The following is a 12,183-nucleotide window of genomic DNA, read 5'->3' as shown; positions in this document are numbered from 1 at the left end:
ACCTTTTATGGATGCGCGAGACGGCGGGCGGCGTCTTTGACACCCCCGAGCGGCGGGCGGAACTCGAAAAGACGTTGCGCGAGTTGACCAGTCGCATCCGCGACGAGAGCCTGCGCTATCACTATCAACAGGAGATGCGCGAGAGGGTGCTGAGCTTCTTCGGCTCGCAGCGCGGCCCGCGGCAGGGCCGTCATGATGGCGGTCGACCGGGCGAGCGCGGCCAGGGCAAGGCTGCGGCACCCGGCGGACAATTCGCCAAGGGTGGCGGCGGCCGCATCGCGATCACCGAGAGCCTCGGCCAGTCGGCGCTGGTCAAGCGCGGCGAGGGCATGTCGGTGCGCGAGGCGACGATCATCGTGGCGCTGATCAACCATCCGGCGCTGATCGACGAGAATTTCGCTCACGTCGAATTCCTCGACCTTGCCAACAGCGATCTGAGGCGGCTGCATGCCGCCATCCTCGATGCCATGGCGCATGACATGGCCAATGATCGCGGCGCCGTGATCGCGACGATCGAGCGTGCTGGCTGCGGCGAGGTTTGGGAGCGCGCGGTGGCGCTGATCAAGCGCGCCAGGCAATGGCCGGCGCTGGAGACCGCCGCGCTCGAGGATGCCCGCGATGCCTTCAACCAGGCGCTGCACTTGCAGCGCAGCGCGCGCACCTTACATAGAGAACTGAAACAGGCGCAGGCAGCGCTCGACGCGGATCCATCGGACGAAAATTTCCGGCATCTGGTCGAGATTCAGGCGCAATTCAACGATGTGCAGGCAACGGAAGCGCTGATCGAAGGGTTCGGCGTGTCCTCGGGCAGGGTTGGACGCGTATAGGGTCCAACCTCGTCCAGGGAGCGAAATGGAAATGTCCCCGCGTCGAATCGACGCCTCTAAGTCGGGTAATTGATTCGCTTTTTTCATGCGAATCATGCGAGAGGCGCTTGACCTTCTGGCAGAATGGCGGAATCAGGACGATTCGAAATATTAACCCGTGCCAGGCGTCGACGGGAAAATTGAGCGATGCCGGGTACTGGTCACTGGACGGGCAAAAGGCCTGCCACAGATATCAGGGTTAATCTGGACTTAACGAGAGATGCGGTTACTGGCCCGGTGAAGAGCGTTCTGGTGCGAGCGCATCCGATTTGACCGGCACTGCAGCTTACGCGGCTTCGCTAGAAAGCCGCTTGGAGACGACAAAGAATGGCGACAAAGGAAAAGGAAGAGGTCGAGACCGAACGTGAAGGCGCCACTGATGGCCCTCTGCTCGACCTTTCCGATGATGCTGTCAAGAAGATGATCAAGGCCGCCAAGAAGCGCGGCTACGTCACGATGGACGAGCTGAACTCGGTGCTGCCTTCGGAGGAAGTGACCTCCGAGCAGATCGAGGACACGATGGCGATGCTTTCCGACATGGGCATCAACGTCGTCGAGGACGACGAGCAGGGCGAGGAACCCGAAGGCGGCGACTCTGGCGCCGACGCCGAGGAAGATGCCAATGAGCTCGCCGAGCAGACCGGCACGGCGGTCGCCACCACGACCACCAAGAAGGAGCCGACCGATCGCACCGACGATCCGGTGCGGATGTATCTGCGCGAGATGGGCTCGGTCGAGCTTCTGTCGCGCGAGGGCGAAATCGCCATCGCCAAGCGCATCGAGGCCGGCCGCGAGACGATGATCGCGGGCCTGTGCGAAAGCCCGCTGACCTTCCAGGCCATCATCATCTGGCGCGACGAGCTCAACGAATCGAAGATCCTGCTGCGCGAGATCATCGACCTGGAAGCCACCTATGCCGGGCCGGAAGCCAAGCAGGCGCCGGTGGTCGAGCGGATCGAGGAAGCCCCCAAGGCCGAGGAAAAGCCGCGCGGCCGCGCCGCCGCGCGCGAAGAAGAGGACGACATCACCAATGTCGGCGCCGACACCCGCGGGCTGGAAGAGGACGAGGACGACGAGGACGAGGCGAGCCTGTCGCTGGCGGCGATGGAAGCGGAACTGCGTCCGCAGGTGATGGAGACGCTCGACGTCATCGCCGACACCTACAAGAAGCTCCGCAAGCTGCAGGACCAGCAGGTCGAGAACAGACTGGCCGCCGCCGGCACGCTGTCGCCAAGCCAGGACCGCCGGCTGAAGGAGTTGAAGGACCAGCTGATCAAGGCGGTGAAGTCGCTGTCGCTCAACACGGCGCGCATCGAGGCGCTCGTCGAGCAGCTCTACGACATCAACAAGCGGCTGGTGCAGAACGAAGGCAAGCTGCTGAGGCTCGCCGAGAGCTATGGCGTGCGCCGCGAGGAATTCCTCAAGGAGTACCAGGGCTCCGAGCTCGACCCGAACTGGACGCGCTCGATCGCCAACCTGACCTCGCGCGGCTGGAAGGAATTCACCAAGAACGAGAAGGACGCGATCAAGGACCTGCGCGCCGAGATCCAGAACCTCGCCACCGAAACGGCGATCTCGATCTTGGAATTCCGCAAGATCGTCAACCAGGTGCAGAAGGGTGAGCGGGAAGCCGCCATCGCCAAGAAGGAAATGGTCGAGGCGAACCTTCGCCTCGTCATCTCCATCGCCAAGAAATACACCAACCGCGGCCTGCAGTTCCTCGACCTGATCCAGGAAGGCAATATCGGCCTGATGAAGGCGGTCGATAAGTTCGAATACCGCCGCGGCTACAAGTTCTCGACCTACGCGACATGGTGGATCCGGCAGGCCATCACCCGCTCGATCGCCGACCAGGCGCGCACCATTCGCATTCCGGTGCACATGATCGAGACGATCAACAAGATCGTGCGCACCTCGCGCCAGATGCTGCACGAGATCGGCCGCGAGCCGACGCCGGAGGAACTGGCCGAGAAGCTCGCCATGCCGCTGGAAAAGGTGCGCAAGGTGCTGAAGATCGCCAAGGAGCCGATCTCGCTCGAAACGCCCGTGGGCGACGAGGAGGATTCGCATCTCGGCGACTTCATCGAGGACAAGATGGCGATCCTGCCGATCGATGCGGCGATCCAGGCCAATCTGCGCGAGACGACGACCCGCGTGCTCGCCTCGCTGACGCCGCGCGAGGAACGTGTGCTGCGCATGCGCTTCGGCATCGGCATGAACACCGACCACACGCTGGAAGAGGTCGGCCAGCAGTTCTCGGTCACCCGCGAGCGCATCCGCCAGATCGAAGCCAAGGCGCTGCGCAAGCTCAAGCACCCGAGCCGGAGCAGAAAACTGCGGAGCTTCCTGGATAGCTGATACCGGCTTGGACATATCTTCGAAAGGGCGCCTTTGGCGCCCTTTTTTCGTGGAGACATGGACGATGGCGGCCCAGCGGCAGGCTCTTGCCGCCTCGGTCTTTCAGGCGGATAATTTCCACGTCGGATGCGTTTTCCGGGCGACAAACCGGATGCCCGCCCCGGTGGAAGGTCCGCGACCTTAACGCCGTGCTCCGTGGCGCCGGAGGAGGTGTGCCATGACGACTTACATCATGCTGCTCAACTGGACCGAGCAGGGTGCCAGAAATGTGCGCGAGTCACCGAAGCGGCTCGACGCCGCCAAGAAGCAGCTGGGCGACATGGGTGGATCGTTCAAGGCGTTCTACCTGACCATGGGCGAATGCGACATGGTGGCCGTCGTCGAGGCGCCGGACGATGCGGTGCTCGCGCGCTTCGCGCTGATGCTGGCGGTGGGCGGCAGTGTAAGGACGCGAACCCTGAAGGCATTCCCGGAATTCGCCTATCGCGAGATCATTACCTCACTGGGATGAATCGCGGCCCGGGTGAATCCGGGCTAGTCCTCACCGCATGTTCAAGCGCGGCGTGCCCGAGCGGTTCACACGGCGCGGCTTAGGCTGTTGTCTTATGCATGTCGATGTCCCAAAACCGCTGCGCACTTTTGGGCGACATGCACTGGGGCATTGCCGGATCGTGCGGGAGGTCGCGCCTCGACATGTCCAAGCCATCGCTCACCGTCTGGTACAACACGCGCTGCCCGGTCTGCGATGCCGGCATCAGCAGGCAGAAGCGGCGACTGGTCGAGGCGGTCAAGGCGGGCCGGATCAAGTTCCGTGACATCAATCTCGAGCCGTCGGCGCTTGCCGGATACGGCGCCTCGCTGGAGGATATCCGCCGCCGCCTGCATGCCACCGACGCGGAGGGCAGGCTGCTGGTCGGCGCCGACGTCGCGATCGCGGTGTGGCGGAGAACGCCGGGCGAGGGCTGGCTGGCGGCGCTGCTCGGCAACCCCGTCCTCCTGCCGCTGACACGTCTTGCCTACGATCGCTTCGCCGATCTTCTCTACGTCTGGAACCGGCGCAAGGGCCGCTGGTAGACGAAGGGCTCGCCGATGAGGGGAGGCCCGGATCCGGTCCGGGCCTTGCCGTCTATCTGGAGGCGGGGTCGCACAGCCAGCCGACGATGCGGCGCACCACCGGCAGAACCATGAGCAGCGTCGGAAACGCCACCAGCCAGGAGAGGCCCCAGGCCGTCAGCCAGACGGCCGGCAGGCCCGGCTGAAGCCCAAGGCTCTTCAGCGTCGAGATGAACGAGACGATGAAGGTCATCAACAGCGACAGCACCAGCGGAGTGAGAACAGCGGCATAGCGCGCGGGCAATCTGCCGCGCTTGCGGGTCGTGGTCATTGGGATTTTCCCTGAGGTGTCCGGTCGAGCGCATAGGCATCCGTTGGCCGCTTGCGGCGCAATTGCCCGGAACGACCGGGGATGGATGCGTTGTTTGACGTCAGACGCTTACGGAGCGGTCGTCGACCCTCGCGCGCCTTTTAGCGGCGAGCTTTTGCGAAATCAATCCCGCTGGCGCCATTTTCAGATACATCGTAAGATATATCTTGACTCGAGGAAACGGCGGGCCTAATTGAGATATATCGTAAGACATAACTCAAGGAGCAATCCATGCACAGACATCATCCTTTCGGCGAGCGCGCCGAGCGCGCTTTCCTGCATATGGCCGGCAAGTTCGGCGGTCGCGGCGGCGGTTTCGGTCCGTTCGGGGCGGGCATGCGCGGCGGCGGCCGCGGCGGCCCGGGCGACATGTTCCGCGCCGGGCGCATGCTGGCCGACGGCGATCTCAAGCTGATCACGCTGTCGCTGCTGGCCGAGGCGCCGCGCCACGGCTACGACATCATCAAGGCGCTGGAGGAGCGCACCAGCGGCATCTACAGCCCAAGCCCGGGCGTGGTCTATCCGACGCTGACCTTCCTGGAAGAGGCGGGCTATGCCATCTCCTCGGCGGAGGGCAACAAGAAGGTGTTCTCGATCACCGAGGCCGGACAGGCGCATCTCGACGAGAACCGCGAGATGATCGACCACGTGCTCGACCATCTCGAACGCTTCGGCCGCAAGATGGCCAAGGCGCGCGACTGGTTCGGCTGGAACGACGACGGCGAGGAGGGCGGCCGGCATCGCGGGCGCCACGAAAAGCGCGATGCGTTCCGTGCCGTGCGCCACCGGCTGCGCGCGGCGCTCAGCGAAATCGTCGATGCGCCGGAAGACAAGCAGGCGCAGGCGATGAGCATCCTGGAAGATGCCGCCGCGGCGCTTGAAGCGCTGTCGCGCCGCTGAAGCCGCCAGCAACCCACGCAAAAAAAAGCCCGGAAGATCCGGGCTTTTTTCGTTGCTGGAGCCGCACGTATCTGGGACGTGCCTGCCGGCGGTCATTCCTTGCCGACATATTCGCTGATCAGCTTTTCGTTGCGCGCCTTTTCGATCTTGGCAGTCGTCTCGGCGGCGACGCGCTCGTCGGTGCGGTATTTGACGAGGTTGACCAGGCTGCCGGTGAGCAAGAGCACGCCCATGCCCCAATAGCCCTTGGTCGACAGGTCGACCGGAGCGAGCCACAGCGACAGGCCAAGCATGAAATAGGCGATGCCGACCGAGATGGTGTTGAACATGATGTAGGTCTGATTGGCGTTCATTGTCGTTGTCCCTTTGGTTGGTGAGGTAGGTTTCGTGGATCAGTGCGTGGATTTCAGGCGCTCGAGCACGTCCTGTGCCCGGACCTTGGTCGAGGGGCCGTGGCCTGCCTCCTCCAGCTTGCCGCGGATGGCTTCCTGGCTGAGGCCGGCATCGATCTCGTCGAGGATGCTGGCTTCCTCGAACGGGTCGCCGCGCTCCCGGATGCGGGCGAGCAGCGCCTCTGCCTCGTTGAGGCTGGCCGTCCGGCCGATGGAACGGTTGAGGCGTCGCTGCGCCTTCTGCTCGGCGTCGATGGCGCGCGCCGAGATCATGCCCTGGTTGAGGTCGACGATGCGTCGGTGCGCCTGTTCCAGCGACAGGCGCATGCGCAAGGTATTCTCGGTCAGGCTGCGCACGGTGGTGCGGCGGCCCTCGCGTTCGTTCTCCAGTTCGGCGATGGCGGAAGCGCCATCGTGGGCGAGGGCCTCGGCTCCCGCGGCAAGGGCGCTGCGGGTGCGCGTCTCCAGATCGGCGATGCGGCGGTCGAGTTGGTCGAGGCTGGCCTGTTCGGCGCGCTGACGCACGATCAGCGAGGCGAGCGTCTGCTTGGCGCAGGCGAGGCCGGCTTCGGCATCGCGGATGTGCTGGGCGAGAGGTCGACGGCGAACTGGTCCTTCAGCCGGTCCTCGGCCTTGGCGCCGGCGCCGTCCAGCAATGTCCTGATAAGACTGAGCATTTGTTCGTTCTCCCTTTATGAACGTTGTTCACAAAAGGAATGTAGCAGAAGATGAACATTGTTCAAGATGTTTTTTGAACGCTGTTCATGCAGAATGGATTATGGTAAACCGGCATCCGTTGCCGCGCCCGAGAGGCGGCGGAGATGATGCGGAGACAAGGTTTGGCACTGGACAAGGAAGAGATGAGCGAGCGCGTCATCGCCATCGCGGAGAATCTGATCGAAGCCGGCGGGGCGGAGAACCTGAAGGCCAGGACCATCGCCACCGAGGCCGGCATCGCGGTCGGTTCCATATACAATCTGTTCCGGGATATCGACGACCTGCATCGCGCCGTGAACATGCGGCTGCTCGATCGGCTGGGTGAAGCCGGCGCCGCAGCGATGGCCGAACTCAAAAAGGCGGGGGTGACCGACACGCGGCAATGCCTGCTGGCGCTGGCGCGCGCCTATGCCGGCTTCGTGGAGGCGCATCCGGCGAGCTGGCCGGCCTTGCTTGCCTTCAACCGCCGCCAGCCGGCGCATGCGGAGCCGGACGCCTATGAGGCGCGGCTCAGCGAACTGCTGCAGATCATCGCCAGGGTGCTCGCCGACGGCCGCTTCGGCCTCGACGAAAACCGCCTGCGGATCGCCGCCCGCACCTTGTGGTCAAGCGTGCATGGCATCGTCACCAGCGGCTATGCCGCGAATTCCGCCGGGCGCCAGGCGGACGAGACTTGGGAGCAGATCGAGCTCCTGGTCGCCGTCTTCATCAAGGGGCTGGAACGGGGCGGGACATTGGATCATGCTGGCGCGGCACCGTCGTGACGCCTAAATGCGATAATGAGAACCGGCGCAGGCATTTTGCGCCGAGGTGAAAGTGGAGATTTGAACCATGTCTTTTCTGAAAAAGCTTTTCGGCGGTGGCGGCGGCGATGCGGGCGAACCCAAGAACGCGGCGCCGGCAAAGCAGGTCGAGCACAAGGGTTTCCTGATCAGCGCCACGCCCTACAAGGCCGACGGCCAGTACCAGACCTGCGGCGTGGTCTCGAAGGAAATCGACGGCGTGACGAAGGAACACCGTTTCATCCGCGCCGACCGTTTCGCCGGCCTGGACGATGCCGTCGACATCTCGATCAAGAAAGGCATCCAACTGGTCGACGAGCAGGGCGAGCGAATCTTCGGCTAGGACTATCATTGCTACAGCCTTGGGTCGATCGGCTCGCTTTCCAGTGCCAGCACGCCGAACACACACTCGTGTACCCGCCGCAGCGGTTCCTGTGCCACAAACCGCTTCAGCGCCTCGTGACCGAGAGCGAACTCCCTGTGCGCCAGACTGCGCTTGCCGCCCAGCCCACGTTCCCGCAGGCGAACGAGGTTATCCTGCGCATCGTATTCGGGGCCGTAGATGATGCGCAGATACTCCCGGCCGCGCACCTTCAACGCCGGCTGGATCAGCCCCTTTTTGCCGCGGCTCACGAAGTCGCGCGGCTTGACGACCATGCCTTCCCCGCCCGAACCGGTCAGCGCCTCCCACCAAGCGATCGTTTCCGCGCACGCATTGGCGTCGGCCAGATCGAGCGTACGCCACCGCGTGCCGGTCACCACGCCATCGTCGGCAGTCAGACGGGCCGCAAGCGTCATGTGCCAGACGTGGTCCTTGTCGAACCAGACATGTCCTTCGCTGGCGAGTAGGTGGAACGGCGCGACCTTCAGGTCGTCGATGCCAGTGACCGGCCATACGTAGGGTGCCCAGGCGGTGGCGTATTTGGTCGCGCGCGCGGCCCGGTCATCGAACCGGGCATTCAGGCCGGCGGCATCGACGCCGCGCGCCAATGCCCGGGCCAACGCCTCGCGGCTCGCCTGGAAGCCGGCGGCCGAGGAGGTCGCCACCGGCGCATACTGGCTTTCGATCAGGCTGCCGGCTTTGGCCGACCAGGGCATTATCTCGGCGTCCAGCAGCAGCCAGTCACTGCTCAGTTCGTTCCACAGGTCCGCCGCATCGACGCTCGCGCGAAGACGGGCGAGCAGGCCTTCCGTCGTGGCGGATCCTTGAAAAAGGAGCGCCCCGTCCGGGTCCAGATCGCGCCGGTCTCGTTTCCTGACACACCGAAGCGCTCGCGCGCCGCCCTTGCGTTCCGGCACAACGCGATGACGGCTCGCGAACCCATATGCTTTTCCTCGCACACGACCTGAGCGACGCCACGTTCGCGAAAATGAGCGAAGGCTTCCTCTGGGCGCTCGAGCCAGTCGCTTTGGTTGCTGGTCTCGGACGGCGACATCGTTGGCGGCAGATACACCAGCCATTGCGGCGCCAGCGCGAAGCGGCTCATCACTTCCAGTGCCGCCGCCGCGTTCTCTTCGGCCACGACGATCCGGCCCCTTAGTTCGGTCTCGATCCAGCGGCGACCCGAGACGTCCTGATAGTCGAGCACGCCGTCGGCGTCGGCCTGGGCCGATTTGCCGGGATCGGATCCACCCAAAGGACGTATCGGTTCGGACCAGACCTGGATTGCCGGCACCTCGACAAGTTCGCGCTCCGGCCAGCGCAAGGCCGTCAGCTTGCCGCCGAAAACGCAGCCGGTGTCGATGCACAGGGTGTTGTTGAGCCATTCCGCCGACAGCATCGGCGTATGCCCGTAGATCACGGCCGTCTTGCCGCGATAGGCTGTGGCCCAGTCGGCGCGGACGGGCAGGCCGAATTCATCGATCTCGCCCGTGGTCTCGCCATAAAGGGCGAATTCGCGCACGGCGCCCGAACCACGTCCGATCATCTCTTCCTTGAGGCCGGCGTGGGCAACCGCCAGGCGTCCACCGTCCAGCCAGACGTGGCTGCGCAGACCGTCAAGGAAAGCCGGCAGAGCCTCTCGGAGGCCGCGATCCTGAGCATCCAACTGGTCGATGGTTTGCTGCAGGCCGTGGGCGACCGTGACCTTGCGGCCTTCCAGCCAGCGGCCGAGCTTGCGTTCGTGATTGCCCTGGACACAGTAGGCAGTGCCGGCCGCCACCATGCCCATGACGATGCGCAGCGCGTCGGGCGAGTTGGGACCGCGATCGACGATATCTCCGACAAAGACGGCCTTGCGTCCCTCCGGCGGGGTGACGACGACCGTTCGGTCGCCGCGATCCTCGGACCAGGCGACGCTGTAGCCGAGTTGGCCAAGCAGGGTCTGAAGTTCGTCGGCGCAGCCGTGGATGTCGCCAATGATGTCGAACGGACCGGAGTCGTCCCGCTTGTCGGTCCACAGCGGTTGGCGCGAGACCTTGGCGGCATCGACGCTGGCCTCGCTGCCAAGCTTCCAGACCTGGCGGAAGCCCTCGCGTTGCAGGCCGCCAAGACCCTTGCGGATCTCGGTCGTCATGCGTTGGGCCACACCGGCGCCGAATTGTCGGTCAGGTCGCGCTGCATTGCGCGCGATGCAGACGTCGACGCCTGGATCGATGACGACGGCGACTGGTAGAGCATGCCACTTGCGCGCCAATTCGATCCACGCCTTGCGGTCGGCTGCGCGCACGTTGGTGGCGTCGACAACTGCCAGCTTGCGATGCTTGAGTCGTTTGCCAACGATCTCGCGCATCAACTCGAAGGCGTCCGCCGAAACGTCCTGATTGGTCTCGTCGTCGGACACAAGCGCGCGGCAGCGATCCGAGGAGATGACTTCGGTCGGCAGGAAGTGCTTGGCGGCAAAGCTCGATTTGCCCGATCCGGTCGAGCCGATCAGCACCACCAGCGAGAAATCGGGAAGGGCGAGGTCGGTCTTGTCGGGCTCTCTCACCGCGTGAACACCGCCATTTGCGTGGGCGCGCCCAGGACGGCGTCAACAGCCCCGATACCGCTGAAGGCGGCGGCATAGCCATAGATCTTACCGATTTTGTCAGCCCAGGCTTCGAACTGCGCCCGGCTCCATTCGAAGCGATGGTCCGGGTGGCGGAAGTTGCCCGGGGCCAGGTTCGGAAACAGTGCGTTGTACTCCGCATTCGGAGTGGTGACGATCACGGATTTTGGCGCCGTCTCGCCAAAAACGATGCGTTCGATCAAGGGCAGCCTGTCTTGGTCGAGGTGCTCGATGACCTCGACCAGCACGGCGACGTCGGCCTCGGCCCAGCGGCCGTCTCGGTATGTCAGCGATCCATGCAACAGCGTGACCCGACCTTCGGGCGGTCCACCGAACTCGTTCAGCTTGAGACGCTTCGCAGCCCATTCCAGTTCGCGCACTGCGGGGTCGAGCCCGAACAGCTTGTGGACCCATCGCTCGCGCACGAGGCGATAGAGCAGCTTGCCTTCGCCGCATCCCAGATCGGCGATGACGGTTCCGCCGGTCGCCCGAATGGCATCGACCACCGCGTCCATGCGCAGGTCGTTCAGCCGAATAGGCACCTCCAGCGCTTCCTCGGGCGCGTCCCTGACTTCGGGGGGCAGTGCCTCGTCGGCCGTCTCGGGAGCGAGCCGCTCCAGGGCGATGCGGGCCAACGCACCGCGATTGCGCAGATAGCGGCGCACGATCAGGTCTTTGGCGGGATGGTTTTCCAGCCAGCCTTCACCCTTTGACAGCAGCTTGTCGATCTCGGCCTCGCCGACCCAGTAGTGCTTTGCGTCGTCCAACACAGGGATCAGGACATAGAGGTGGTTCAGCAAGCCGCTCAGCCGGCCTGTCCCGGTCAGCTTGAGATGACCGTATCGCCATTTGCCTGCCCGATGCCCGACATTCTCGATCGGCGTCAGATCGACGGTCCACCCCAAGGGCTCGAACAGGTCTCGAACCAGAGCCTCGCCCGCATGCATCGGCAGCGGTGTCACCACGGCCTCCAGCGGCAGCGCACTTTCGGCCAGTTCCTGGCGCTCCTTTGAAATGCCGGTCATCGCGGTCCGCAGCATTTTGTTGAGCGCCACCGACAGGAAGGACGATGCCGCATATGGCCTGTCGTTTACATACTGGTCCAGCAGGCCTTCCGCCTGGCCCTTGCCCCGTACGAGCCCGATCGGGTCGACATCGAGGAGAAGTGCGGCCTCGCAACGCTCCTCGGTTGCCTCGGGATAGAACAACCACGCCTTTCCGAAAGCGAGCTCAGTCTCGTGCAGACGATCGGGATGCTTGTGCAGCAAGAAACCGAGGTCTGTGGCCGGACCATGTGTTGTAGCAACGGACAGGAACATCAGCGACCGATAGCGCAGACCGGCAGAATAACCAATGGCGTTGCACGGCTATCTACTGAATCTGGACTGGGCGCAATGCCCTGGCCGAATGAGCAGGCACCACGGGCAAAAAAGGCAGGCGCCGCGCTGGCGCCTGCCTTTTTGCTTCGGTCGGGATGGCGTCGTGCGTTACGCCGCTGCCGCAACCTGCTTGCCGGCGGTTCCGGCCACCACCGCGTTGACCTTGGCAGACGCCTTGGCGATCGCGGCATCAACGGCGTCCGGGCCCATGCCGACGCCTTCGATGCGGATGACGTCGACATCGGTCATGCCGAGGAAGCCGAGCACGCCACGCAGATAGGGGATGGCGTGATCCATCTGCACGGCCGCGCCCTCGGAATAGATGCCGCCGGAAGCGAGCACGATATAGACCTTCTTGCCGTTGACGAGACCCTTC

12 protein-coding genes and 2 pseudogenes are annotated in these 12,183 nt (G+C 64.2%); 7 read left to right on the top strand and 7 right to left on the bottom strand.

Annotated elements, in window-relative coordinates:
* The 4 genes and pseudogenes from EOA33_RS10055 to EOA33_RS10040 form a co-directional block, all read left to right on the top strand.
* A pseudogene (locus tag EOA33_RS10055) lies at nucleotides 1-827 on the top strand (DNA primase); the annotation flags it as partial.
* Between the two features lie 366 nt (nucleotides 828-1,193).
* Entirely contained in the window at nucleotides 1,194-3,224 is a 2,031-nt protein-coding gene (rpoD, locus tag EOA33_RS10050; RefSeq protein WP_126058789.1) for an RNA polymerase sigma factor RpoD, read from the top strand.
* 217 nt (nucleotides 3,225-3,441) lie between these two features.
* Nucleotides 3,442-3,735 (top strand): GYD domain-containing protein, encoded by a 294-nt coding sequence (locus tag EOA33_RS10045; RefSeq protein ID WP_126058790.1) that lies wholly within the window; start codon nucleotides 3,442-3,444, stop codon nucleotides 3,733-3,735.
* Between the two features lie 182 nt (nucleotides 3,736-3,917).
* Entirely contained in the window at nucleotides 3,918-4,298 is a 381-nt protein-coding gene (locus EOA33_RS10040; RefSeq protein ID WP_126058791.1) for a DCC1-like thiol-disulfide oxidoreductase family protein, read from the top strand.
* A gap of 52 nt (nucleotides 4,299-4,350) precedes the next feature.
* Here EOA33_RS10040 and EOA33_RS10035 read toward each other — a convergent pair whose 3' ends face one another.
* A complete protein-coding gene (locus EOA33_RS10035; RefSeq protein ID WP_126058792.1) occupies nucleotides 4,351-4,608 on the bottom strand; it encodes a DUF2798 domain-containing protein in 258 nt (85 codons plus the stop codon).
* A 270-nt stretch (nucleotides 4,609-4,878) separates the two neighbouring features.
* On the opposite strand from EOA33_RS10035, the gene EOA33_RS10030 reads away from it, so the two are divergent.
* Nucleotides 4,879-5,547, top strand: coding sequence for a PadR family transcriptional regulator (locus tag EOA33_RS10030; protein WP_126058793.1), 669 nt, complete (start codon nucleotides 4,879-4,881; stop codon nucleotides 5,545-5,547).
* A 92-nt stretch (nucleotides 5,548-5,639) separates the two neighbouring features.
* On the opposite strand, the gene EOA33_RS10025 is transcribed toward EOA33_RS10030, so the two are convergent.
* From EOA33_RS10025 to EOA33_RS40375, 3 genes are read right to left on the bottom strand one after another with little or no spacing between them, the layout of a single operon-like run.
* Nucleotides 5,640-5,900, bottom strand: coding sequence for a YiaA/YiaB family inner membrane protein (locus tag EOA33_RS10025; protein ID WP_126058794.1), 261 nt, complete (start codon nucleotides 5,898-5,900; stop codon nucleotides 5,640-5,642).
* Between the two features lie 39 nt (nucleotides 5,901-5,939).
* A complete protein-coding gene (locus tag EOA33_RS10020) occupies nucleotides 5,940-6,521 on the bottom strand; it encodes a PspA/IM30 family protein (protein ID WP_245482290.1) in 582 nt (193 codons plus the stop codon).
* Nucleotides 6,467-6,616, bottom strand: coding sequence for a hypothetical protein (locus EOA33_RS40375; RefSeq protein WP_245455419.1), 150 nt, complete (start codon nucleotides 6,614-6,616; stop codon nucleotides 6,467-6,469). The genes EOA33_RS10020 and EOA33_RS40375 overlap by 55 nt, the downstream gene beginning before the upstream one ends.
* Before the next feature lie 162 nt (nucleotides 6,617-6,778).
* Here EOA33_RS40375 and EOA33_RS10015 point away from each other — a divergent pair, with 162 nt between their 5' ends.
* Both EOA33_RS10015 and EOA33_RS10010 read left to right on the top strand, forming a co-directional pair.
* Complete coding sequence (locus EOA33_RS10015) at nucleotides 6,779-7,420, top strand: TetR/AcrR family transcriptional regulator (RefSeq protein WP_126058795.1); 642 nt, start codon at nucleotides 6,779-6,781, stop codon at nucleotides 7,418-7,420.
* A gap of 67 nt (nucleotides 7,421-7,487) precedes the next feature.
* Complete coding sequence (locus tag EOA33_RS10010) at nucleotides 7,488-7,781, top strand: HlyU family transcriptional regulator (RefSeq protein ID WP_126058796.1); 294 nt, start codon at nucleotides 7,488-7,490, stop codon at nucleotides 7,779-7,781.
* A gap of 11 nt (nucleotides 7,782-7,792) precedes the next feature.
* On the opposite strand, the pseudogene EOA33_RS10005 reads toward EOA33_RS10010, so the two are convergent.
* From EOA33_RS10005 to EOA33_RS09995, 3 genes and pseudogenes are all read right to left on the bottom strand, one after another.
* A pseudogene (locus EOA33_RS10005) lies at nucleotides 7,793-10,317 on the bottom strand (polynucleotide kinase-phosphatase).
* Nucleotides 10,318-10,364: 47 nt separating this feature from the next.
* On the bottom strand, nucleotides 10,365-11,747 hold the full coding sequence (locus EOA33_RS10000; RefSeq protein WP_126058797.1) for a 3' terminal RNA ribose 2'-O-methyltransferase Hen1: 1,383 nt from the start codon (nucleotides 11,745-11,747) through the stop codon (nucleotides 10,365-10,367).
* 168 nt (nucleotides 11,748-11,915) lie between these two features.
* Nucleotides 11,916-12,183 (bottom strand): NAD(P)H-dependent oxidoreductase (locus EOA33_RS09995; protein ID WP_190234243.1); only part of this gene is annotated, 268 nt, incomplete at its 5' end.

This window comes from Mesorhizobium sp. M4A.F.Ca.ET.050.02.1.1, from assembly GCF_003997725.1.
Taxonomy (GTDB): domain Bacteria; phylum Pseudomonadota; class Alphaproteobacteria; order Rhizobiales; family Rhizobiaceae; genus Mesorhizobium.
The sequence above is the reverse complement of the archived record's forward strand: the minus strand, read 5'-3'. Positions and strand labels throughout refer to the sequence as shown.

Bases quoted from the DNA above. Each gene is read 5' to 3' on its own strand.
- rpoD (WP_126058789.1), top strand. From the start codon at position 1,194: ATGGCGACAAAGGAAAAGGAAGAGGTCGAGACCGAACGTGAAGGCGCC.
- EOA33_RS10045 (WP_126058790.1), top strand. From the start codon at position 3,442: ATGACGACTTACATCATGCTGCTCAACTGGACCGAGCAGGGTGCCAGA.
- EOA33_RS10040 (WP_126058791.1), top strand. From the start codon at position 3,918: ATGTCCAAGCCATCGCTCACCGTCTGGTACAACACGCGCTGCCCGGTC.
- EOA33_RS10035 (WP_126058792.1), bottom strand. From the start codon at position 4,608: ATGACCACGACCCGCAAGCGCGGCAGATTGCCCGCGCGCTATGCCGCT.
- EOA33_RS10030 (WP_126058793.1), top strand. From the start codon at position 4,879: ATGCACAGACATCATCCTTTCGGCGAGCGCGCCGAGCGCGCTTTCCTG.
- EOA33_RS10025 (WP_126058794.1), bottom strand. From the start codon at position 5,900: ATGAACGCCAATCAGACCTACATCATGTTCAACACCATCTCGGTCGGC.
- EOA33_RS40375 (WP_245455419.1), bottom strand. From the start codon at position 6,616: ATGCTCAGTCTTATCAGGACATTGCTGGACGGCGCCGGCGCCAAGGCC.
- EOA33_RS10010 (WP_126058796.1), top strand. From the start codon at position 7,488: ATGTCTTTTCTGAAAAAGCTTTTCGGCGGTGGCGGCGGCGATGCGGGC.
- EOA33_RS10000 (WP_126058797.1), bottom strand. From the start codon at position 11,747: ATGTTCCTGTCCGTTGCTACAACACATGGTCCGGCCACAGACCTCGGT.